General features: G+C 69.2%; 21 protein-coding genes. 17 read left to right on the top strand and 4 right to left on the bottom strand.

Annotated elements, in window-relative coordinates:
• The coding region (locus VD972_RS00890; protein ID WP_324979292.1) for a CHAT domain-containing protein at positions 1 to 451 on the top strand (451 nt) is incomplete at its 5' end.
• Positions 452 to 584: 133 nt separating this feature from the next.
• Here VD972_RS00890 and VD972_RS00885 read toward each other — a convergent pair.
• Both VD972_RS00885 and sseA read right to left on the bottom strand, forming a co-directional pair.
• Positions 585 to 803, bottom strand: a complete 219-nt coding sequence (locus VD972_RS00885) for a hypothetical protein (RefSeq protein WP_324979289.1) — start codon at positions 801 to 803, stop codon at positions 585 to 587.
• Positions 804 to 850: 47 nt separating this feature from the next.
• Entirely contained in the window at positions 851 to 1,696 is an 846-nt protein-coding gene (gene sseA / locus VD972_RS00880; protein ID WP_324979286.1) for a 3-mercaptopyruvate sulfurtransferase, read from the bottom strand.
• A 181-nt stretch (positions 1,697 to 1,877) separates the two neighbouring features.
• Here sseA and VD972_RS00875 point away from each other — a divergent pair, with 181 nt between their 5' ends.
• On the top strand, positions 1,878 to 2,609 hold the full coding sequence (locus tag VD972_RS00875) for a competence/damage-inducible protein A (protein ID WP_324979283.1): 732 nt from the start codon (positions 1,878 to 1,880) through the stop codon (positions 2,607 to 2,609).
• A gap of 8 nt (positions 2,610 to 2,617) precedes the next feature.
• Here the strand turns inward: VD972_RS00875 and VD972_RS00870 are convergent, their stop codons facing one another.
• On the bottom strand, positions 2,618 to 4,300 hold the full coding sequence (locus VD972_RS00870) for an AarF/ABC1/UbiB kinase family protein (protein WP_324979279.1): 1,683 nt from the start codon (positions 4,298 to 4,300) through the stop codon (positions 2,618 to 2,620).
• Between the two features lie 237 nt (positions 4,301 to 4,537).
• Between VD972_RS00870 and VD972_RS00865 the strand changes: the two genes are divergently transcribed.
• The 7 genes from VD972_RS00865 to VD972_RS00835 all read left to right on the top strand — a co-directional run bounded on the left by VD972_RS00865 (position 4,538) and on the right by VD972_RS00835 (position 14,782).
• A complete protein-coding gene (locus VD972_RS00865) occupies positions 4,538 to 5,215 on the top strand; it encodes a phosphatase PAP2 family protein (RefSeq protein ID WP_324979277.1) in 678 nt (225 codons plus the stop codon).
• Between the two features lie 99 nt (positions 5,216 to 5,314).
• A complete protein-coding gene (gene mutS, locus VD972_RS00860; protein WP_324979274.1) occupies positions 5,315 to 8,071 on the top strand; it encodes a DNA mismatch repair protein MutS in 2,757 nt (918 codons plus the stop codon).
• Between the two features lie 28 nt (positions 8,072 to 8,099).
• Positions 8,100 to 8,864 carry a DUF3592 domain-containing protein gene (locus tag VD972_RS00855; RefSeq protein ID WP_324979272.1) on the top strand — a complete coding sequence of 255 codons (765 nt, stop codon included), beginning with the start codon at positions 8,100 to 8,102 and terminating at the stop codon, positions 8,862 to 8,864.
• A gap of 339 nt (positions 8,865 to 9,203) precedes the next feature.
• Positions 9,204 to 10,088, top strand: coding sequence for a DUF2381 family protein (locus VD972_RS00850; RefSeq protein ID WP_324979269.1), 885 nt, complete (start codon positions 9,204 to 9,206; stop codon positions 10,086 to 10,088).
• A gap of 13 nt (positions 10,089 to 10,101) precedes the next feature.
• Positions 10,102 to 11,844 (top strand): serine/threonine-protein kinase, encoded by a 1,743-nt coding sequence (locus tag VD972_RS00845; RefSeq protein ID WP_324979266.1) that lies wholly within the window; start codon positions 10,102 to 10,104, stop codon positions 11,842 to 11,844.
• 153 nt (positions 11,845 to 11,997) lie between these two features.
• Positions 11,998 to 13,773, top strand: a complete 1,776-nt coding sequence (locus tag VD972_RS00840) for an N-acetylmuramoyl-L-alanine amidase (RefSeq protein ID WP_324979263.1) — start codon at positions 11,998 to 12,000, stop codon at positions 13,771 to 13,773.
• 7 nt (positions 13,774 to 13,780) lie between these two features.
• The gene (locus VD972_RS00835; protein WP_324979259.1) at positions 13,781 to 14,782 is read left to right on the top strand and encodes a class I SAM-dependent methyltransferase; all 1,002 of its coding nucleotides are present in this window, start codon (positions 13,781 to 13,783) and stop codon (positions 14,780 to 14,782) included.
• 1 nt (position 14,783) lies between these two features.
• Here the strand turns inward: VD972_RS00835 and VD972_RS00830 are convergent, their stop codons facing one another.
• A complete protein-coding gene (locus VD972_RS00830) occupies positions 14,784 to 15,554 on the bottom strand; it encodes a TVP38/TMEM64 family protein (RefSeq protein ID WP_324979256.1) in 771 nt (256 codons plus the stop codon).
• A 323-nt stretch (positions 15,555 to 15,877) separates the two neighbouring features.
• On the opposite strand from VD972_RS00830, the gene VD972_RS00825 reads away from it, so the two are divergent.
• The 8 genes from VD972_RS00825 (at position 15,878) to VD972_RS00790 (ending at position 22,739) form a co-directional block, all read left to right on the top strand.
• A complete protein-coding gene (locus VD972_RS00825) occupies positions 15,878 to 16,318 on the top strand; it encodes a general stress protein (protein WP_324979254.1) in 441 nt (146 codons plus the stop codon).
• Between the two features lie 35 nt (positions 16,319 to 16,353).
• On the top strand, positions 16,354 to 16,692 hold the full coding sequence (locus VD972_RS00820) for a hypothetical protein (protein WP_324979251.1): 339 nt from the start codon (positions 16,354 to 16,356) through the stop codon (positions 16,690 to 16,692).
• A 32-nt stretch (positions 16,693 to 16,724) separates the two neighbouring features.
• On the top strand, positions 16,725 to 17,930 hold the full coding sequence (locus tag VD972_RS00815; RefSeq protein WP_324979248.1) for a sodium:proton exchanger: 1,206 nt from the start codon (positions 16,725 to 16,727) through the stop codon (positions 17,928 to 17,930).
• Positions 17,927 to 19,225, top strand: coding sequence for a cation:proton antiporter (locus VD972_RS00810; protein WP_324979246.1), 1,299 nt, complete (start codon positions 17,927 to 17,929; stop codon positions 19,223 to 19,225). Before VD972_RS00815 ends, VD972_RS00810 begins: the two co-directional genes overlap by 4 nt.
• Before the next feature lie 26 nt (positions 19,226 to 19,251).
• Positions 19,252 to 19,863, top strand: coding sequence for an L-threonylcarbamoyladenylate synthase (locus VD972_RS00805; RefSeq protein ID WP_324979242.1), 612 nt, complete (start codon positions 19,252 to 19,254; stop codon positions 19,861 to 19,863).
• A gap of 17 nt (positions 19,864 to 19,880) precedes the next feature.
• A complete protein-coding gene (locus VD972_RS00800) occupies positions 19,881 to 20,876 on the top strand; it encodes a hypothetical protein (protein ID WP_324979239.1) in 996 nt (331 codons plus the stop codon).
• Positions 20,877 to 20,912: 36 nt separating this feature from the next.
• Positions 20,913 to 21,845 carry a site-specific tyrosine recombinase XerD gene (xerD, locus tag VD972_RS00795; protein WP_324979236.1) on the top strand — a complete coding sequence of 311 codons (933 nt, stop codon included), beginning with the start codon at positions 20,913 to 20,915 and terminating at the stop codon, positions 21,843 to 21,845.
• A 72-nt stretch (positions 21,846 to 21,917) separates the two neighbouring features.
• The gene (locus VD972_RS00790) at positions 21,918 to 22,739 is read left to right on the top strand and encodes a metallophosphoesterase family protein (protein ID WP_324979234.1); all 822 of its coding nucleotides are present in this window, start codon (positions 21,918 to 21,920) and stop codon (positions 22,737 to 22,739) included.
• Positions 22,740 to 22,764: the final 25 nt, after the last annotated feature.

Genomic DNA, 22,764 nt, shown 5'->3' with positions numbered 1-22,764 from the left:
TGACTCGCTGGTGACGGCGCTCGAGCTCGCGGGGCTCGACTTGTGGGGCACCGAGCTCGTCGTGCTGTCTGCCTGCGACACCGGCCGCGGCGACGTCAAGCTTGGACAGGGCATCTATGGCCTGCGCCGCGCCCTCGTCGTCGCGGGTGCGGAGACGCTGGTGACGAGCCTCTGGAAGGTCAACGATGAGACGACTCGCATGCTCATGGAGGGCTATTACCGCAACCTGCTCGCGGGCAAGGGGCGCGCCATGGCGCTCCGGGAGGCCATGCTGACCCTACGTGAGCAGCAGCCCCATCCCCATTTCTGGGCGCCCTTCATCACCCTTGGCAAGGATGCGCCCCTGCGCGGGCTTGCGCCCGTCCCCCAGCCACCGCTCGCGCCGACTCACCCCGCCCGTCCCCTCATTCGTCGAGGCGGAGGGTCTCCTCGAAGGAGGAGGAGTCATTGACGACGAGCACCCGGAGCCGGGGGAAGCGCTCCTTCACGCGCGCCATCACGTCGGGCAGTGCCTCATCCAATCCACTGCGCTGCCACGGCACAATCCGCTTCGCCCACTGCGCTCGTGTCGTTCGTGTCATCCCCTACCCATGGTGGATCGAGACTTGGTGGATCACCGCCAGCTCGCCGTGCGTCTCGCCGGCCAGGTAACCGACGGGCTGGTCATTCTGGGCGATCACCCACGGCGCATCGTGGCCGAGATGGGCTTGCAGCGCCTCGAAGCTTGGCGGCGGATCGTCGGCCACCCAGGCCAGGTCGGTGTCGCGGAACGGCTCGCCCGCCGAGAGCTCGATCTGCTGCACGATGTGAAAGTCTGCTGGGACAGCCCGTCGGATGACGTAGCTGTCCATCAGGCCGGGCCAGTGACGACCGGGGTGTCCGGCAGGCCGCCCCATTCGGTCCACGAGCCGTCATAGACCGCCACGCGAGGCCGGCCGAGACGTGCCAGGGCCAGGGCCAGGATCGAGGCGGTGACGCCCGAGCCGCAGGTGGTGACGATCGGCTTGTCGAGCTCGACCCCGGCGGCCTCGAACACCGCCTTCAGCTTGTCGGCCGGCAGCAAAGTGCCGTCGGGCGCGATGACCGTGGAGGAGGGCACGTTGCGGGCACCCGGCATATGGCCGCCGCGCAGGCCTTCGCGCGGCTCTGGCGCCTCGGCGGTGAAGCGGGCGGCAGGGCGGGCGTCGACCAGCTGCTCGCGACCGCTCTCGATGGCGCGCAGCACCTGAGCCTTGTCGCGGACGAGGTCGGCCGAATAGCGCGGAGTGAAGTGGCGCTCCTGAGGCGAGGGCGGCAGATCCTCGACCGGACGGCCTTCGGCGATCCATTTGGAAAGGCCGCCGTCCAGCACCACGACGTTTTCGTGCCCCATGGCGCGGAAGGCCCACCAGGTGCGGGCGGCGCGGAGACCGCCCCCGTCATAGACGACGATGGTCGAGCCGTCGCCCAGGCCCATGGCCTGCACGCGCGAGGCGAACTTGGCCGGCGAGGGCAGCATGTGCGGCAGGCCGCTGTCGGTGTCGGCGATCTCGTCGATATCGAAGAACACCGCGCCCGGGATGTGCGCCCGTTCGTATTCGCGCTGAGGGTCGCGGGCCTCGGACGGCATGTACCAGCTGGCGTCGACGATCTGAATGTCGGGAGCAGAGAGACGCTCGTACAGCCAGGCGGTGGAGACGAGCGGATCTTTCGACATCAGGACCTCTCTATGCCGCATCATCATCCCGGAAATCTCGATGAAGCAGCAAGACGTGGGTGGCCCCCCAAACGCAACTGGACAGCGCGTAGGAGGATAGATGACGTGCGGACCCGACGACAGATCCCGGAGCATCGCTGGGACTTTACCGTTTGCCGGAAGGAGGTGAGAGTCGGGCTCCATGGAGCGTACCGGTGCAGCGGCAGTCATCATCGGCAATGAGGTCCTCACCGCGAAGGTGGTGGACGCCAACGGGCCCCACCTCATCCGCCGCCTTCGCGAGACAGGCATCCCCCTGCGCTCGGTGGAGATCGTCACGGACGACGTGGACGCCATCGTCGAAGCCGTGGCTCGGGCTCGCTCGCGGGCAAAGTATGTCTTCACCAGCGGAGGCATCGGCCCCACCCACGACGACGTCACCGTGCGCGCGGTGTCGCTCGCCATGGGACGCCAGGTGGTGCGCCTGCCGGAGATGGTGGAGCTCATCCGCAAGCGCTCCGATCACCTCACGGAGGAGGCCATGCGGCTGGCAGACGCGCCAGAGGGCGCCGTGCTGTTACCGCAGGAGGGCCACTGGTTCCCCGTGCTGACGGTGGACAGCGTCTTCCTGCTGCCCGGCGTGCCGCAGCTCTTCAAGCTCCAGCTCGAGACGGTGCTGAAGCAGCTAAGGGGGACGCCGGTGCACCTGCGCTGCCTCTACGTGCGGCTGGGCGAGAGCAACATCGCGGCGGTGCTGGACCGGGTGGCCCTGGACATGCCGCACGTGGCCATCGGCTCCTACCCAGTGTTCGATCTGGAGTTGGACTACCGGGTGAAGGTGACGATCGAGGCCGCCGAGCCAGCTCCGGTAGAGGAAGCACTGGCGCGCATCCGCAAGGGCTTGCCGGCGGATGCGGAAGTGAGGGTGGAGTAGGCCGCCTTCTACCGCCGCTTCTTGAGCCAGCGGGTCACGCTCACCTTTCGGAACCGGCTGCCGAACAGGTACCAGGTGAACGCGCCTCCGGCGAGCGCAGCCGCCAGGGCAATCGCCACGATTCCCAGCACCGGCACCTCGCCGTACATCCAGGGCTTCTGCGCGAACGAGATGAACGTGCCCACGATGAACCCGCACGCGCACAGCCCCAGGAACGCGATGATCGCCACCGTCCGCAGGTTCTCGTTCAGCTTGTCGAACTGATCCTCGCGCAGCGTCACCGTGAACTTCCCCGCCTCGAGATCCAGCAGGATCTGCGAGAGCTGCGTCGGCAGGTCCGTCGCCAGCGACTGGAAGCGCAGCAGCGTCCGCATCAGCCCGCCCTGGAGCTGGCTCGGATCGTACCGTCCCGCCAGCAGCTCCTTCGCGTAGGGCAGCACCACCTCCAGGATGTTCATCTCCGGGTACAGGCTCCGCAGCATCCCCTCCGTCGACACGGACGCCCGGCTCAGCAGCGCATACTCCTTGGGAATCCGGATCTTGTACTTCACTGCCAGGTCCAGCAGATCCCTCAGCAGCGTCCGCGCGTCCACCTGCCCCAGTGTCGTCGGCAGATGCTGTCCCAGAATCCCTTCGATGTCGTTGCGGAACCCCACCAGGTTCGCTCGAGAGTCCGGGACTCCCATCCGGTAGAGGATGCGTGCCACCGAGTCGCTGTCCTTGAGCGCCACCGCCAGGCACAGCATCACCAGCGTCTCCTGCATCGGCTTCGTCAGCCGGCCCACCACCCCGAAGTCCAGCAGCGCCAGCCGCTTGTCCTCCAGCAACAGGATGTTCCCGGGGTGCGGATCTCCGTGGAACAGCCCGTCGTCGAAGAGCTGCCGGAAGCTCGCCTCGATGATGTTCTTCGCGAGCACCTTCCGCTCTTCGTCCGACAACTTCGCCTGGCTGATCTTCACCCCGCGGATGAACTCCAGCGTCAGCACCTTCCGGCTCGACAGCTCGTCGTACACCCGCGGGATCTTCATGTACGGCCGATCCTCGTGGTTCGCCAGGAACGCCCGGATGTTCGAGGCCTCGTTCACGAAGTCCAACTCCTCGTGGATGGCCTTGTCGAACTCGTCCACGATCCCCGTCGGCGTGTAGACGCCTGTCTCCTCGATCACCGCCTCCAGCAGCCGCGCCAGCGAGCGCAGCACGCCCAGATCCGAGTCGATCCGCTGCGAGATCCCCGGCCGCTGCACCTTCACCACCACCTCGTCGCCCTGCAGCGTCACCGCCCGGTGCACCTGCGCGATCGACGCCGCCGCCAACGGCGTGGGATCGATCGTCGCGAACAGCTCCTGCACCTCCTTGCCCAGCGACTCGCGGATCTGCTCGTGCACCTGCTCCAGCGGGATGGGCTCCACCTGATCCTGCAGCAGGGACAGCTCTTCCACGAACTCGCCGGGCAGCAGATCGCCGCGCGTGGACAGGATCTGCCCCAGCTTCACGAAGGTGGGCCCCAGATCGTTGAGCATCATCCGGAAGCGCCGAGCCGTCGACGCGCGCTGCGTCTCCGGAGATACCTCCACCTTCTCCTTGCGGCCCAGCATCCGCCACAGCCCGGCGCGCTCGGTCACATCGGCGAAGCCGTACCGCGCCGCGATGACGGCGATCTGACGGACTCGGTTGAGGTCCTGGAGGATCACGCGCTGCGCACCTTCCCACGGGCCCGCAGCGCCCGCAAACGCTCAGCGCTCCGGCAAGGACGGGAGCGCGCTGGAATGCTCACGGGCCGCCGCTCCACGCGATTTGCAGAACCTGTCCACTTGTCTGACAGGTTGGCCCCAGGCGCTCCTGGGCAGAGGGTGGAACACCCTGTTGTGGATGTGTGGCACCGTCCTTACGATGGTGGGCCTGGGCTCCCGGAAGGACGGCTGGTGCGGATGCGGTGGCGCTCTTGGCTCACGCAGCACCCCGTGGGACGGCTGGTCTCCGCGGGGGTCGTCATCGCCGCCGGCATCCGGTGCTACGCCTGGCTGAACCGCTCCCTGCCCCCACGCTTCGACTTCACCACCCCGCTGGACACCGCCATCCCGTTCCTGCCGTGGACCTTTCCTGCCTACTGGAGCTTCTTCGTGCTGCTCCTGGTGGTCGCCTGGCAGCTCCACCCCAGTGAGTACTCGCGCGGCCTGCGCGCCGTGCTCTGGGTCCTCGCTGTGTGCTTCACGGGCTTCATCCTCTTCACCGCCCACTACCCGCGCCCGGACGTCGAGTCCATCGCCTCCCCCTTCTGGCGCGAGGAGTTCCGGTGGCTCTGGAGCAAGGATCTGCCCGGCAACACCTTCCCCAGTGTCCACGTGGCCATCACCGTGCTGGGCCTCCTGCGACTGTGGCGCCGCAGGGGCAGGGTGCTCTGGGCAGTGTGGGCCACGCTCATCTGCCTCTCCACGCTCACCGTGAAGCAGCACTTCGTCGTGGACGTGCTGGGAGGGCTCGTGGTGGGCCTCGCCGTCCATGCCTGGGTGTTCCGCGGCCTGGCCAGCTCCGCCAGCGACCCTGGGGCGCGCCAGGTTGCACACCTGCCCGCCAGGCGGAAACTCTTTTTTACAGCAACGAAGTGAGGATGTCGGCGGGGGGCGTTAGAGGTGAGATTCAGGTGACGTAGGGGGTAGGACGAGCGCGCGTTGATCCGCGGCGTGGGGCGTGAGAGAAGGAAATTCATGGGAGTAACGCAGGTGAAGACAGCCAAGGGCGCCGGCGCGGAGGTCGCTCCGGAATCCAACCCAGAGGGTATGAACGGCGGGGCCGAGCCCACCGGGGCGCGCGAGATCGCCGCGCTCACCCCGATGATGCGCCAGTACCTGGAGAGCAAGGCGCTCCACCCGGACGCCATCCTCTTCTTCCGGATGGGGGACTTCTACGAGATGTTCTTCGAGGACGCCGTGCGCGCCTCGGAGCTGCTCCAGATCACCCTCACCGCGCGCGCCAAGGGCAGTGACAAGGTGCCCATGTGCGGGGTGCCTTACCACTCGGCCCGCCGCTACATCGCCCGGCTCATCGAGCAGGGCCTCAAAGTCGCGATCTGCGACCAGGTAGAGGAGCCCGGCAGCGGGCCCGGCATCGTCAAGCGCGAGGTGACGCGCATCATCACCCCCGGCATGGTGCTGGATGAGGAGGTGCTCGAGCCACGGGCCAGCAACTTCCTGGCTGCCGTGCACTGGGGCGAGAAGGGCTTCGGGGCCGCGCTGCTCGAGGCCTCCACCGGCGAGTTCTTCACCGTGGAGGCGCCCGGTGCCCAGGAGCTCGTGGAGGCCCTGTCCCGAGTGGATCCCCGCGAGCTGCTCGTGCCCGAGGGCCAGAAGGACGCGCCCGAGGTGGCCTTCCTCGCCTCGCGGCTGTCTCGTACGCCCTCGGTGACGGAGCTGGACAAGGCCGCCTTCGAGCCTCCTCGCGCCACCGTCTACCTGAAGGGCCACTTCGCGGTGGCCTCGCTGGAGGCCTTCGGACTGGCGGACGCTCCCCTGGCCACCGGCGCGGCGGGCGCGGCCCTGCGCTACCTCAAGGACACCCAGAAGACGAGCGCCGCCCATGTGGATCGGCTCAGTCGCCTGGAGCGCGCCGGGCACCTGCTCATGGACGAGTCCTCACGGGCCAACCTGGAGGTGCTCAAGACGCTCCGGGATGGGGCTCGCAAGGGGAGCTTGCTGGGGGTGCTGGATCGCACCGCCACCAGCATAGGCGCTCGCAAGCTGGCCCGCTGGCTCGCCGCGCCCCTGTTCGCCCTGCCGGAGATCCACGCCCGCCTCGACGCCGTGGAGGAGCTGTCCCAGAAGAGCGTGTGGCGCGAGGAGCTCACCACGCTCCTCAAGGAGGTGGCCGATCTGGAGCGGCTGTGTGGGCGGCTCTCGCTGGGGGCTGGCAATGCCCGGGACTTGCGCGCCCTGGGCCTGTCGCTCGCGCTGCTGCCGAAGTTGGCGGCCGCGCTCACTCGGTGCTCGGCCCCGCTGCTCCAGGCGCTGGCCGGGCCGCTGGGCGCTCTGCCCGAGCTGGCCGAGCTGCTGCTGCGGGCCGTGGTGGACGAGCCCCCCGTGACGATCAAGGACGGCGGCCTCTTCCGCCAGGGCTTCCACGCCGAGCTGGACGAGCTGGTGGCGCTGTCCACCTCCGGCAAGGACTACCTGCTGAAGCTCGAGGTGCGTGAGCGGGAGCGGACGAAGATCTCCTCGCTGAAGGTCCGCTACAACAAAGTCTTCGGGTACTTCATCGAGGTGACGAACAGCAACAAGCACCTGGTGCCCCAGGACTACATCCGCAAGCAGACCACGGTGGGCGCCGAGCGCTTCATCACCCCCGAGCTCAAGGAGTACGAGGAGAAGGTGCTCACCGCCGAGGAGCGCCGGTGCGCCCTGGAGCTCCGCCTCTTCGAGGAGCTGCGCGCCCAGGTGGTGGCCGCCGCGCCGCGCATCCGCTCGGCCGCCGAGGCCGTGGCCACCAGTGACGCGCTGCTGTCCTTCGCGCGGAGCTCCGCCGAGTACGGGTACACGCGCCCGGTGGTGGATGACTCGGAGCTGCTCTCCATCACCGCCGGGCGGCACCCCGTGGTGGAGCGTGTGCTGAGCGCCGGCGAGTCCTTCGTCCCCAATGACGTGCTGATGGACTCGGGGGAGGCGCAGATCCTCGTCATCACCGGCCCCAACATGGCCGGCAAGAGCACGGTGATGCGGCAGGTGGCCCTCACGGTGCTCATGGCCCAGGCGGGCTGCTTTGTCCCGGCCAAGGCGGCGCACATTGGCCTGTGTGATCGGATCTTCACCCGCGTGGGCGCCGCGGACAACCTGGCGCGCGGGCAGTCTACCTTCATGGTGGAGATGACGGAGACGAGCCACATCCTCCACCACGCCACGCGCAAGAGCCTGGTCATCCTGGATGAGATCGGCCGCGGCACCTCGACTTTTGATGGGCTCTCCATCGCCTGGGCGGTGGCCGAGCACATTCACGACAAGCTCGGCGCGCGGACGCTGTTCGCCACGCACTACCACGAGCTGGTGGATCTGGCCCGCGAGAAGCCCCGGGTGAAGAACCTGTGCGTCGCCGTGAAGGAGCACGGGGGCAAGGTGCTCTTCCTGCGCAAGCTGATTCCGGGCGGGGCCAACCGCTCCTATGGCATCGAGGTGGCCCGGCTGGCGGGGCTGCCTCAGGAGGTGGTGGCCCGGGCCCGGGACATTCTCCAGAACCTGGAGTCCGGCGAGCTGGATGAGGCCGGGCGTCCTCGCGTCGCCGTCCGCCGGGGTTCTCGGGTGGCGGCCGGGCAGCTGGGGCTCTTTGGCGGAGCGGCGGGTGGGGCGCCTGAGGCCGCTGCCGCGGTGCCGCCGGCCCAGCTGAAAGTGCTGGAGGCGCTGCGCAACACCTCGCTAGACACCACCACGCCGCTGGAGGCCCTCAACCTCCTGGCTCGGCTCCAGAAGGAGTTGAAGTAAGAAGGGGGCGAGCCAAGGAGGCTGCCCCGTGCAGTTCGCGATTCCCCATGTGCCCCGGCGCGTTCGCCTCACCCAGGTCCCCGGTGCGGTGGGGCGCCTGGTGCGGACCTCCATGCTGGGGCTCCTGTTCATGGCCGTCGTGGGTGCCGGAGCCGCGGTGGCCGGGCGCTTCTTCCTCAAGGAGCGCACCTTCCTCGCTCGCGCGCTGGAGGTGGAGGGGCTGGTGTCGGGCCGCTCGCTGCCTCCCGCGGAGAAGCGGATGGATGGTGAGGCCACGCTGGAGGTGCTCTACAGCGTGAACGAGCGCCAATACACCGTGAACGGTGTACGCACCTCCGCCGAGTATGCCGAGGGGCTCGGGCGCGGCGCGAGGGTGACGCTGCTGGTGGATCCGGACCAGCCGGACCGGCCGCGCGAGGCCCGCTTCGTTCGTGAGCAGTCCGGAGCCATCAACCTGCTCCCCTGGGGGCTGGCACTGGGAGCGCTGGGTGCCGTGGGCTTGTTCCTGCGCGAGCTGCGCCGCACCCTCCGCGCCGAACTGGAGCCCCTGCGCCGCGGAGCGCTGGTGTGGCTCACCCCGGACGGGCCCCTGCCGGAGACGCGCCGCGAGATCGTCTTCCCCGCGTTCTACTACCGAGATGATGTGAAGCACTCTGTCCGCGCACGGGCCCGCCCCGGCCGTGCTCCCGTGCGCAATGGGGAGAAGGTGCTCGCCGCCGTGGTGCCCCGCGAGCCGAGCTGGGTCCGCGTCATCGACGAGGATCTGGCTCGCACCCTCGGCTGGATTCGTTGAGAGGGTGTGGCGGCGGGCTCGGAATGAACCTGTCATACAGGCAGACAGGTGGGTCGGGGAGCCTTCTGGTGGCGGTGCTTGGCACAAACCTGTCAGACAAGCAGACAGGTTGGCGCAGGCTGCGCCCGGCAGGTGGCTCCCAGCAAGCGCGAGTTCCAGGTGTGCGTCCCCGCCATGAGCAGCCATGCGCTTGGGCTCTGGGCCAGGGAAGCACTCCTGGGAGGCTACCCACAGGGTTGTGTGTGCGCTGCATCCCAGGCACGTCTCCCGCCCCCATCTCTTGGTATCATTTCGCTTCGCCGGTCTGCTAGGGTGCCTACCTAGGAGGTTCTGCATCCCTTGCACGTCCGTACGCCTTGGTGGGTCCTCTTCTCCTGCCTGCTGGTAGCGAAGACTACCGCCGCCCAGCCCCAACCCTCCGCCCGCTCGCGGCAGGATCGGCGCGCCTCACTGGCCGCCGCGCCCGCCGAGCCCATCCCCGAGCTGTACGTGGCCGCCGGCAATCTCACCACCGTGGCCTTCAACGGCTCCCTGGATCGCGACAGCCTCGTGGTGGACAGGACGCGCTTCAAGTGGGTGGATGTTGGCGATCGCATCCTCGCCCTGCAGCCCTTCGCGGACCTGGGCCCGGGCGAGCGGCTCTTCGTGAAGATCGGCTTCAAGGATCGCGCCCTCCCCGCGCAGGCCGTCCTCGCCGTCGTCACGGACTCGAAGGTGATGGACGGGAACGTGGAGGTGGACCGGCGGGCGAACACTCCCGAGGCTCTGCTCGCGGCCCTCACGCAGAAGGAAGCAGAGCTGGAAGAGCTCAAGGCCCGGTCGGCGGGGAGCGGACCTATGGGGCTCGCGCTCTCCGGGTGGCTCAGCGAGAGCATGGCGGTGGTTCGCCTCCTCAAGGGACCGGTGGCAGGTGACAGGGGCCTCGAGGTGACTAGGGGCACTGGTTACCAGAGCGCGTTCTCGACTTTGGTGGTCCTCCACCTGCGCAACCTCCCAGGCCAGACGCCGTGGGCACTGGGGCAGGTCCGCCTCATCGGGCCGCAACGAGAGCCGGTGAAGGTGCTCCTGGTGCAGTTGAAGCCTGCGCAGCTGGCGCCAGGAGAGACAGGGCTGGTCGTTGTGGAGGCCGCGACGCCGCCGTGGGCTGGTGGCAAGACCTTCAGCATGGAGCTGGCAGGTGCCAGCGGCCATCGTCGCCTCTCCATCCACCTGATGACGCAGTAGGACGCCCCTGCCCATGACAACCGAGACCTTTCATCCGGATCAGCTCCAGCCAGGGCAATCCGTGGGCCCCTGGCGCATCCTGGAGTCGCTGGGGAGCGGTGGCTTCGGCCGCACCTTCAAGGTCGAGTGCGAGGGGGTGCTGTTCGCGCTGAAGATGGCGCTGCGCCCCGCCTCGGAGGACAAGGAGGTGGAGGGGCGGGTGTCCCACGAAGCTGCCGCCCTCATGGCGAACGCCAGCCACCCCAACCTGCTACGCCTGTACGCGGTGGGCCGCTGGCCCCACCCCAGCGCCGGCTATCTCTACTTCGTCACCGAGTACGTGGAGGGGGAGACCTTCAACGACTGGCGCGCTCGCGCCCGCCCTACTGCGGCCCAGCTCGTGGACATCTTTCTCGCGGCGGTGCTCGCGGTGATGGAGCTGCACCGGCGCAAGCTCCTGCACCGAGACTTGACGGGCTCCAACATCGTCATCCGCAAGGGGGACAACAAGCCCTTCTTCATTGACATGGGCAGCGTCTGGCTCCCGGGCGCCTCCACCCTCACGGAGAAGCTGCCGCCCAGCATGGTCCATACACTGCCTCCCGAGTGCGTCGCCTTCCTGCGGCGGAGTGCCAACGAGCAGGGCGAGCACTTCGACGCAGGCGTGGCGGGCGACCTGTACCAGCTCGGCGTGTTCATGTTCGAGGCGCTCACGGAGCACCACCCCTTCGATCCCAGGAAGCTCCCAGCGGCGGAGCTGTTCGCCGCCATCGAGACGCTCGTCCCACGCCCTCTGCACTACCTCAACCCAGAGGTCCCCGAGTCGCTGAGCCACATCGTCATGCGACTGCTGGAGAAGCGGCCGGAGGACCGGCACCCAAGTGCCGAGGCCCTTCACCAGGCGCTCTGGGAGGCCGCCAAGGAACGAAAGAGTCGGACCTGGAAGGTGCCGCTGGTGCTACCGGAGAGCGGGCCGCCTCCAGTCACCCAGCACGAGCAGGAGGAGCGCAAGGCCCGGCAGGAGGCGTCCGAGCTTCGAGCCCAGGAGGCTCGGAAGCAGGAGGCAGAAGCGCGCTCCGACAAGCAGGCCCTGGAACAGATCTACGCCGCGACCAAGGAGTTCGAAGCGGAGCTCGTGACCTTGGAGCAGGAGCAGGCCCGCCGCAGAAGACGGCGCTGGGGAGTGGCTGTGGGGGTGGGCGTGCTTCTCCTGGGAATTGTGCTCTCTTCCCTGACTTTCCCCGCTGCATCCGAGAAAGGAAGCTTGCTCGTGTCCACCCTCAGCAACTCCCGGCCCGTCAGGGCGGTCGCCGCCTGGTTGTGCGTCACTTTCAGCGTCGGCTGTGCCGCAACCCCCATCCGGCCACTGCCGGAGGACTGCCCCCCGGAGGCCGTCCAAAGCATGCGGGAGATGAACCTTTTCCCGGGCGCCTACCTGGCCATCATCGACATCAACCAACCGGGAGACGAGGGTCAGGTGGGCACCTATCAGGCGGGGCCCATCGTCAGCCGGGTAGTGACGGAAGGGATGCCGAGCCGGCTGCCCGAAGGCACGCTCCTCTACGGCCAGCTGTGGACGGAGGGGCTCACGAAGTGGGGACGGGCGGCGGCGTACGGCCGTTACACCGAGGCCCTGCTGCCCGATGGTCGCCGCATGCCCGTCTGCTTCACGCCGAACGACAGGACGGGACTCATCGCGAAGATCGAGGACTCCAAGCCGGGCCAGACGCTCCTGCCGCGCATGTGGAGTGTCCTGGCCACCGAACTCTGGCCGTGAGCCCGCTCTCCCAGTGTTAAGCCAACACGGCGAAGGTGTCGAAGTCCGCTGAAGTCGTTGATCCGGCAGGGGGAGGGGAGGGCCGAAAATTTGCGGGTGCCAGGAGCCCATGACACACCTCTGTAGCGGTTGCTCCCCGTGTCCGGAGGCTTCATGCGCACTCGCCTCGCCTTCTTCCTGTTGCTGCTGTCGAGTGTCGCCCTCGCGGCGAAGCGAGACGCGGCCGAGGAGGCCTACCAGGAGGCGCGCAAGGCCTACTACGCCCTCAAGGGAGACGCGGTGCGGCGCCAGCTGCGTCACCACTGGCTCAACGTCGCCCACCGCTTCGAGGCCGTGGCCACCGAGTTCCCCAAGAGCGGTCGCGCTCCGGACGCCCTCTTCACCGCGGGCGAGCTGATGAACGAGCTGAGCCGGCTCTCCTTCCTCCCGGAGGATCTCCAGGCCGCGGTGGTGGACTACTCCCGGCTGGTGGAGGCGCACCCGCGCCACCGGCTCGCGGATGACGCGGCGCTCTCGCTGGCGCGCATCCACCTGGATCGCCAGGAGCAGCCGGACACCGCTCGCCGCGTCCTCACGGAGAGCCTTGCCGTCAACGCAAAGGGGGATCGGGCCCGGGAGCTGAAGGAGCTGCTCGCCTCGCTGCCCGCGTCCAAGGCGCCTCCCGCGCGCAAGGCTCCCGCGCCCGCCGTCGCCGAGGCAACCCCGGCGCCGCAGCAGGAGCCGGCACGTCCGGGCGCCTCACTCGTGGACGCGATCTCCAAGATCGCTCGGGATGCGGCTCCGGCCCAGACTTCCACTCCCGAGCCGCAGGCCCCGAAGGCCAGCGAGGCCGCTCGGGTCGTGGTCATCACGCCGGTGAAGGCCGAGGAGGCGCCTGCCTCCGTCGCGAAGGCCGCCAAGGATGTGAAAGGCACCTCCCCGGTGGCCTCTGCTCCGGTGGTGGCCGTGACGCCGCCCGCGAAGCCGAAGGACGAGCCGGCTGCCGCCGTGGCTGCAACGCCTGCTCCGGAGATCGCCTCCGCGCCCGCGAAGTCCACTCCTGCCAAGGTGGAGCAGGTCGCCGTCAGCCTGGCTCCGATGAAGCATGCGCCCACCGCCTCGGCGCCGTCGAAGTTGTCCGCGGAGCCGCTGCCGCTGCCCCCCATGCCCGCCCTGGACAAGCACATGGCCGAGGCCCGCCTCAAGTCCGTCGCGAAGCTCTCGCGCCGCGCGGAGCTGACGCTCATCGAGCAGCTCGGCCTCAAGGTCCGCCGCGTCATCATCGATCCGGGCCACGGCGGCCATGACACCGGCGCCATCGGCAAGAGCGGCACGCGCGAGAAGGACGTCACGCTCGCCATGTCCTTGAAGCTCGCCGAGGAGCTGCGGGAGCGCGGGCTGGAGGTCATCCTCACCCGCGAGGACGATCACTACGTCCGGCTGGAGGACCGCGCGCAGTTCGCCAACGACTCCCATGGGGATCTGTTCATCTCCATCCACTGCAACGCGGCGGCCAGCGCGAAGCTGCGCGGCATCGAGACGTACACGCTCAACATCTCCTCGGATCGCTACTCCATCCGGCTCGCCGCGCGCGAGAACGCCTCCACCGAGAAGGGCATCAGCGATCTGCAGTTCATCCTCGCGGACCTGGCCACCAAGGCGAACACCGGCGAGTCCTCCCGGCTGGCCTCCCAGGTCCAGAAGAGCCTCGTGGGCCAGCTCTCCAAGGACTACACGGGCATCAAGGATCTGGGCACCAAGGAGGCCCTCTTCTACGTGTTGCTGGGCGTGAAGATGCCCGCAATCCTGGTGGAGACGGCCTTCCTGTCCCACGCCGAGGAGGAGAAGCGGCTGGCCTCCGAGGAGTACCAGGACTCCGTGGCCCAGGCGATTGCCCAGGGCGTGGAGGATTTCCTCGGGGACCGGAGCCGCCTGGCCAAGGTAGATTGACAGGCGCATGAAGGAGTTCGCCAAGTCCCTGCTGCGCCCCATCCGCCAGCGCCTCAAGGAGCAGGTGCTCCACCCCGCCGGGAGGCAGGTGGAGCGCTCGCTTACCCAGGCCCTCTCCCGGTCGCGCTACCTGCGCTACGCCGCCAGCGTCGTGGCAGACGGGCTGGGGGCCGCCCTGGCCGCGGGGCCGGAGATCTACGGCGCCGGCTACTTCGGCGTGGAGCGCGGCAATGAGCGCCGCAGCGGCTACGTCCAGTACGATCGGAAGACGAGCCGCGCGAACATCGCGGCCTATCTCCTCTGGAAGAACTTCCACTTTGGCACCTCGCTCGATGTGGGCTGTGCCCTGGGCTTCCTGGTGGAGGCGCTGCGGGAGCTGAAGGTGGACGCCTGGGGCAGCGACATCAGCGCGGACGCCATCTCCCTGGCCCAGGCGGCCGTTCGTCCCTACCTCACGCAGGGGGATCTCTCGCAGGGCCTGCCCTTCGAGGATGGGCGCTTCGAGCTGATCTCCTCCTTCGAGATCCTCGAGCACCTGCCGCCCGAGCGCGTGCCGGATGCCCTGGCGGAGCTGGCCCGGGTGAGCCGTGGCCACGTGCTGGCGACGATCCCCTCCTTCGGCCCCAACCCCCATGGGCCCGGGGGGTGGTACCCAGGCAAGGTCCGCTGGGCTCGCGTGGACTACTACAACTCGCTGGGCCCCGAGTACGATGGCCCGGTGCCGTTCTACGATCTGCTCAAGGACGCGGACGGTACTCCCATCGAGGGGCACCTCACCATCGCCTCGTTCCGGTGGTGGACGCGGCAGTTCGCCCGCGCCGGGCTGGAGCGCTGCCCGGAGATCGAAGCGGCCCTCCAGCCGGATCTGGAGCGGCTCGGGCTGCGCGGCATCTGGGATCTCTACGTCCTGCGCAAGCCCGGAGCGAGCGCGAAGCCCGCCCGGCGCTCACCGGAAGAAGTCGCCGAGCTCGAGCAGCGCTGGGGCCTGGGCGCGGCGCGTCCCCAGTAGCTCACGAAGCGGAGGACAGCCCATCCTTGCGAGGCAAGGGGAAGTTGCGCGGAGCAGGGGACGCCGGAGGCTCCGCCTGGGCTTCCGGCTGCGGCTCCGGTTGCGTGGACTGCGGCGGGGCGTTGAGCTCCTTGTACACGCGGCGGCCGAGGAAGGCGCCCAGCACGAGCGACACCCCCAGTCCCACGCCGGACACCACCGTCATCATCGTGTGCCCCTGGGCCAGCCCGCTGCCGAACTGAACCAGGAGGAACGTTCCCGGCAGGGTCCCCACCATGAGCCCCCCCACCATGGGCCAGAAGCGTGCCCCCGAGGCGGCCGCCGCCGCGAGCATCATGTCCGTGGGCAGCAGCGGGTTGATGCAGGCGAGCAGCGCGAACTGGAAGTCATGCTTGCGCGCGGCCCGGGCCAGCGCCGGATAGCGCGCGCCGGCCAGGCGCTTCATGGGCCGCACGCCCAGCTTCCGAGCCAGTCCGAACACGACGCAGGCCGCCAGGAAGCTCCCCATGAGCGCGTAGATCGTCCCCATGAGCGTGCCGAACACCATGCCCCCCACGGCGGCAAACAGGGTGCCTGGCAGGAGCGTCAGCGGGCGGATCGCCAGCGCGAGCAGGAAGGCGAAGGGCGCCGCCTGCCCCAAGGGCTCGATGAAGTCATGGAGCTGACGCTGATCCATCACGTCCGGCCCCAGCAGCCGCAGCAGCACCAGTCCGCCGATGGAGGCTCCCACCGGCGCCAGCACGCGCAGCCAGCCTTTCACCCCGCCTTTCACGCCCACCTCCCCGACATGGCCTGAGGCTCGCCGGCCGACATTGCCCGACAGTGCCCGGGAGAAGGTGGATGCATGACAGGGAATCGGCAACGTGCCGTGGAGTGTTCTCAACACAGAAGCGTCCTGCCGGGCAGGCATCAGCTCGGCAAGGACGCCCAGCAAGCCTGACAACCCTTCATAATCATTGGGGTTCTGATGTGGTGAGTCGGGTGGGAACGGCTGGCGGTGTACGGAGCTTGCTTGCATCTGGGCGCTTCCGTCCCAAGGTTTCAGGCAAGGGGCACCGTGCGAGGCGTCGGGCTGTAACGAGAGGAGATAGCGATATGTCGGACAAGGACAACAAGGGCAGCATGACGGTGGCTGAGGCGGGGCGGAAGGGTGGCGAGACCGTCCGCAACGAGCGAGGCCGCGAGTTCTACGAGACGATCGGCCGCAAGGGAGGTGCCACGGTGAAAGCCGAGCGCGGCCGCTCCTTCTACGAGGAGATTGGCCGCAAGGGTGGCGAGACCGTGAAGGCCGAGCGCGGCGCGAAGTTCTACGAGGAGATCGGCAAGAAGGGTGGCGACCGTGTCAAGGCCACCCGCGGGCCGAACTTCTACGAGGAGATCGGCCGCAAGGGTGGGCAGAAGGTGAAGAAGCTCATCGAAGAGGGCAAGCGCGCGGCCCGCGCCGCCATGGAGCAGCAGGCGGGCAAGCCGGCGGAGGAGCAGCCCGCGGCGACCCCTCCGGTCGTGGAAGAGGGGCAGGAGCCCCAGCGGGAGTAAGTGACGAGGGGGCACGGACCCGGTAAGAGGGTTCCGTGTTCCTCCTCATTACCCTGCTGGACCAGGTGGAGCAGCTCGAGCGGGCCATCCGCCGGCTCCGGGACTTTGGCATCCCGGAGCCGCTGGTGCTGCGCGCCAGGAGCGCTGCGGCCGCGCTGTCGGCCGAGGTGCCTGTCTTCGCGGGCCTGCGCAGTCTGGCGCTGGGCGCGGACGAGGATCGGCTCCTGCTGGTGAGCCTGCTGCCTCAGCCCAGCAGCGAGGAGATCGAACGGCTGGTTCAGCGCGTCCAACTGGAGATGGACGCGGATGAGCCGCCCATGGGACGGCTGATCGCCCTGCCGGTGATTGCGGCCCCCATGTTCCGCCGGGAGTGACGCAGCCCCCCCGAGCGGTGTAAGCACGGGCTGTGCAGGCGCTGCTCGTCTTCCTCGCCATCGCGGCGCTCTCGCTGCTCGCCTCGAGCCGGACGCTCTTGGATCCCAGCCGGTTCCCCGGTGTGGCCCAGCTTGCGGCCAGCGGGCTGATCTTCCTCATCTTCGGCGCCCTGCTGGGCCCTGGGCTGATCGGGGTGCTCTCCGCGGAGGATCTGCAGGGGCTGCGGCCGGTGGTGTCCCTGGGGCTGGGCACGGCCGGCGTCATCCTGGGGCTGAACCTGGAGCCGCGGGTGCTGCGGCTGCTGCCGCGACCGGTGTTCTCCGCGGCCCTGGCGCACGCGGGGGTGGCCTTCCTCTTCGTCGCGGTGCCGATGGCGGGGGCGCTGCTGCTGACGACGCGGCTGCCGCTGGGGGTGGTGGTGGGCGGTGCGGCGCTGCTGGGGGCGGCGGCCAGCCTGTCCTCCGGACACTTCGCGGTGCTCGGCTACCGCAGCGGAAGAATGGAGCGCGCCCGCGGGCTGGCGGTAGCCCTGCTTACCATGCTGGACGACTGGGTGGGCCTGCTGGTGCTGGCCCTGGCCCTGGTGCTGGGCTCCGCGGCCAGCGTGGCCGATGGCGGGGGCTTGGTGGCCCTGGCGCTGCTGCTGGGCATGCTGTGCGGCGCGCTGATCGCCTTCCTCACCTATGCGCTGAAGGATCTCTCGGAGCTGACAGCGGTGATGCTGGGAGGCGTGGCGCTGGTGGGAGGCGCCGCTTCGTACCTGCGCGTCTCGGCTCTGCTGGCGGGCGTGGCCTGCGGGGCGACGCTGGCGCTGGTGGGAGGCCGGGCGGTGGAGCAGGTGGCGCGGGCGCTCGGGCGCTTCGAGCGGCCCACCTACTTGATGCTGGTGTTCCTCGCCGGCTGCTACGTGCAGGCACGCGACGTGGATGCGTGGGTGCTGCTGCCGGGGTACGTGGCGCTGCGCTTCCTGGGGAAGGTGTGGGGTGGCTCGCTGGCCCGGCGCTTCGCCGCGACTGCGCTCGAGCTGCCACCGCGGCTGGGCTACGCGTTGATCGCCCAGGGCGGGTTGGCGGTGTGCCTGGTGGTGCAGTACCTGATGCTGGTGCCCGGGCCGCTCTCTCAGCACGTCTTCGACGTGGTGGCCCTGGGGGCGGTGGTCAACGAGGTGCTGGCGAACCGGGCCTTCCGGCACGTGCTGGAGCCCCCCCCGCCGGTGGTGAAGGAGGGAGCGGCATGAGCGGCGCCATCATCCGGTTGGGGCTGCTGGTGGCGGTGCTGGCGGGCATCTCCGGCGTGCAGGAGTGGCGCGTGGACACCGGCAACTCGGTGATGCTGGCGGCCGGGGCGCTGCTCCTCTGTGGCCTGTTCGCCGGCAAGGTGGCCAAGGGCTTCGGGCTGCCGCGCCTCACGGGCTACATCCTGGTGGGCGTGGTGGTGGGGCCCTACGCGCTGGGCTTCATCCCCGGTGAGGGGGTGAAGGGGCTGGAGCTGGTGAAGGGGCTGGCAGTGAGCCTCATTGCCCTGGTGGCGGGGACGGAGCTGAACCTGGGGCTCATCCGCCGGGTGGGCATGAAGGTGGCCATGCTGTGCGTGGCGGTGTGCGGGGTGACGTTCGTGGTGTGCTTCGCGGCCGTCTTCGCCCTCAAGCCGGTGCTGCCCTTCCTCACGCCCATGACGGTGCCGCAGGCGCTGGCCGTCAGCGCGCTCGTGTCCACCGTGGTGGTGTCCTTCTCCCCCACGGTGACGATCGCCATCGTCCAGGAGACCTCCGCGCGCGGCTCCTTCACCGAGTTCCTCATGGCCCTGGTCATCATCGGCGATCTGTTCGTCATGGTGGCCTTCGCGCTGGCGGCCGGTGTGACTCGCGCCTCCTTCGGCGGGGGCTTCGATGTCCAGGGGCTGCTGAGCGGGGTGGGGTGGGAGCTGTTCGGCTCGGTGGGGGTGGGAGCGCTGCTGGCGCTGATCCTGCTCGTGTACATGCGCCGGGTGAACCGGGAGCTGCCGCTGTTCCTGGTGGGGCTGTGCTTCGCGGCGGCCGAGGGCGGCTCGCGGCTGCACCTGTCCCCGCTGCTGGTGGCGCTGTCGGCGGGGGCGCTGATCGCCAACCTGGACGAGCGCAACAGCCAGCGCATCCACCACGCCATCCAGCTGGCGGGCCTGCCCGTGTTCGCGCTCTTCTTCGCGGCGGCCGGGGCGGGGCTGAAGCTGTCCACGCTCGTCACGGTGGGCCCGGCGGCGCTGCTGCTGGTGGTGCTGCGCGCCGTGGCCATCCACCAGTCCTGCCGCCGCTTCGCGCCCGCAGAGGATCCCCGCCTCAAGCGCTACCTGTGGATGGGGCTCATCTCCCAGGCCGGTGTGACTTTCGGGCTGGCGGCGCTCATCTCCCGGACGTTCCCGGACTTTGGCCCTCAAGTGGAGGTGCTGATCGTCGCGATGATCACCACCCATGAGCTGGTAGGCCCCGTGCTCACCCGGCGGGCTCTGGAGCGCAGCGGGGAAGCCCGAGGGGACGAGCGCCCGCAGACCGCGTAAGCTATGCCGCTTCAGGAGAACTGGACTTGGCAGCCCCCATCCTCGAAGTGGACATCCAACACCCTCAGCCTCGGCACGTCACACGCGCAGTGGAAGTGCTCGAGCGGGGAGGACTCATCGCATATCCCACGGACACCTACTACGGTCTGGGGTGCGATCTCATGTCGAAGAAGGCGATCGAGCGGCTGTACCAGCTCAAGGGGCGGGACAAGAAGAAGCCGCTGTCGTTCCTGTGCCCGGATCTCTCGGACGTGGCGAAGTACGCGCACGTGAGCAACTTCGCGTACCGGACGATGAAGGGGCTGACGCCCGGGGCCTTCACCTTCATCCTCGAGGCGACGCGGGTGGTGCCGGAGATGATGATGTCCAAGCAGAAGCAGGTGGGTATCCGCGTGCCGGCCGCTCCGCTGGCGCGGGCCCTGGCCGCGGGGCTGGGCCGGCCGCTCATCACCACCTCGGCCAGCGACGACGAGGGCGAGCTGCTCATCGACGCCAAGGACATCAAGGAGAAGCTCGGGCACGGACTGGATCTGATCCTGGATGGAGGCGTGACGCTCATCGAGCCGTCCACGGTGGTGTCGCTGATTGGCGACTCACTGGAAGTCCTCCGCCAGGGCAAGGGCCGGCTGGACGCCTAGGGCAGGGGAGTGGCGCAGTGGATCTCCACGGCTCGCACGAGGTAGCAACAGACGCTCCGCAGCGGGTCCCTGGGCTGCTCTCGCTGCTGTGGATGCTGCTGTGGCGGCCGGTGGATCTGCACTACCGCCTGCACGGGGCCGGCATCCGCTCTCCGGGTGGGCGCGTGGGGCAGCTCTGGCGCGAGCAGTCCGAGGGCAGCCGCGCGGCGGGCCTCTACGTGCGGCGGATGCTGGTGGTGCTGCTGCTCGTCTCTCCGCTGTCCACCTTCGCCCTGGGCTCGCTCGTGCATGGCGTGGGGCTCACCCTGGCGCCCGGGTGGCCCATGAGCGCGGTGCTGTGCTCGGTGATGGGGCTGTTCATCGCGCTCACCACGGGGCTGGCGGCCGGCACGCTCATGGGGCTGCTGGCGAGCCAGGCCATGGTGGTCGGCCTGCACGCGGTGGTGGGGGAGGCCTTCGGGGCGAGGATGGGAGGGGTGGCCGGGATCGTCATGGGCGGCTGCCTGGGGTTGGTGGGAGGCCTGTGCGCGGGCAGCATCGGCGCGCTGGCCCGGGGCCAGGGCCTGTCCATCAACCGCGTCCAGGTGGGGGCCATTGTGCTGAGCCTGGTGCCCATGGCGGTGTGGGGGAGCGGCGGGGAGTGGCACTTTGGCGGAGCCGTGGCGGCCAGCGCGCTGGTGGCCTACCTGGTGGCCGCCTTCCGGCTGCCGATCTTCCTGCTGGAGGCGCTCGTCCAGGCGGTGGCCTACGCCGCGGAGCGGTGGGCAGGGTGGCCCACGCTGCAGTGGTCTCCTGTGCTCCGCCACAACCTGAGCTATCTGCCGTACCCCTTCCTGCGCGCGCACATGGCGCTGGCGGCGCGCTCGCGTCCCCAGGAGGTGCTGGAGGTGGCCAACGCGTGCCTCAAGTCTCCCGGCAACGCCCTGCTGGGGTGGCCGTGGGTGCTGGCGGCGCTGGCCCAGGCCGAGGAGGCCGCGGACGCGGAGCGGAGGGATGCGGGCGGCGAGCCGTGAGGTTGCCAGGGCGCGCCGCTCCGCTACCCTAGGGGCATGGAAGGGCTGCTCGACGCATTCATCGCCTTCATCCGCGCCGAGCGGGGGCTGTCCGGCAAGACGGTGGATGCCTACGCCGCGGATCTCACGGTGTACTTCGAGGATCTGCGCGCGCGCGGCATTGCCGAGGTGGCGCGAGTCACCGAGGGGGACGTCGTCGAACACCTTCGGCGCCTGGCCCAGCGCGGCCTGTCCCGGCGCAGTCAGGCACGGCACCTGGCGGCCGTGCGCGTCTTCCACCGGTTCCTGATCGCCGAGAAGTGGGCGGAGAAGGATCCCACCGAGGACATGGACACCCCGCGGTTCGAGCGCAAGCTCCCGTCCTTCCTCACGCTGGAGGAGGTGGAGCAGCTGCTGGCCGCGCCGGACGAGCGCCACCCCGCGGGCATCCGGGACAAGGCCATGCTGGAGCTGCTGTACGCCACGGGGCTGCGCGTGAGCGAGCTGTGCGGCCTGGGCATCAACGACGTGCAGCTGGGCGCGGGCTGGCTGGTGGCTCGCGGCAAGGGCTCCAAGGAGCGCGTCGTCCCGGTGGGGAGCGTGGCGGTGGAGAAGGTCCAGGCGTACCTGGCTGGGACGCGGCAGCAGCTCCTGAAGCAGCGCGCGTCCCGAGCCCTCTTTGTGACGCCTCGCGGCGGCGCCTTCACCCGCCAGGGCTTCTGGAAGCTCATCAAGCGCTACGCCCTCAAGGCGGGCATCCGCAAGCCGCTGTCCCCCCACAAGCTGCGCCACTCCTTCGCCACCCACCTGGTGGAGCGTGGGGCGGATCTGAAAGCCGTCCAACAGATGCTCGGCCATGCGGACCTGGCCACCACGCAGATCTACACCCACGTCAACAGCGCCCGGCTGCGCGCCGTCTACGACCAGCACCACCCCCGCAGCGACGCTGCCGAGCCCCCTCGGCCGAAGAGACGCCGGACCGGGACGTAAGCCGGAAGACGGAAGACGGAAAAGGGAGGCCAGGAGATTTGAGGAAGGCCCGGCTGCATCTACTCTGGGGCCGTGACTTCACGCCTCTTGCGCCTGCCAGCCTCGGGTCGGCTCCTGGTCGCCACGGACATCCAGGGCAACCTCAAGGACTTCCTGCGCATGATGGCCCTCTTCGAGGCCTCCCCGGAGGACAGCGTCCTGATCTTCACCGGGGACCTTGTCCATGGGCCGGACGAGTACACCGAGCACCACTGGCCGGACTACCTCGGCACTCCCTACCGGGATGAGTCCCCAGAGGTCGTCCGGGCCTTCATGGAGGCGCGCGGGCGCTACCCGGGGCGCGTGCACTGCCTGCTCGGCAACCACGAGCACGCGCACGTGGGCGGCCCTCGCACCGCCAAGTTCCACGACGATGAGGCCCGAGTGCTCGAGGAGCGTCTCGGCCCCGGGCCCACGCAGGCCCTGCAGGCGCTCTTCCGCGAGTTCCCGCTGGTGGCGGTGGCTCCCAATGGCATCGTCCTGTTGCACGCCTCGCCCTCCGCGAAGCTGTCCAGCCCCGACGAGCTGGAGAACCTGCAGCTGGAGGGCTATGCCCACATGGGCATCGACGAGTTCTTCCACGTGCCCGTGCTGGGGGCCACGCTGTGGAGCCGCATGGCCCAGCCCGAGCAGGCCCGCGCCTTCCTGGCGCCGCTGGGCGGCCGCATCGCCATCTTCGGCCACGATGTCGTGCGCGAGGGCTATGAGCGGGTGGGGGATGAGCAGCTCTGCGTCTCCACGAGCTTCGCCCTCTTCGACGAGCACAAGGTCTACGTGGAGCTGGATCTCGCGCAGACCTACCCAAACGTCCACGCCCTGCGCGACGGCGTCGAGCTGAAGAAGCTCCACGGCTGACGGCGCCGGCCGCTCAGGCCTCCAT

The sequence above is a fragment of the Hyalangium sp. genome (assembly GCF_035629615.1).
Taxonomy (GTDB): domain Bacteria; phylum Myxococcota; class Myxococcia; order Myxococcales; family Myxococcaceae; genus Hyalangium.
Note: the sequence above shows the minus strand (reverse complement) of the source record. Positions and strands in the feature narration are given on the sequence as shown.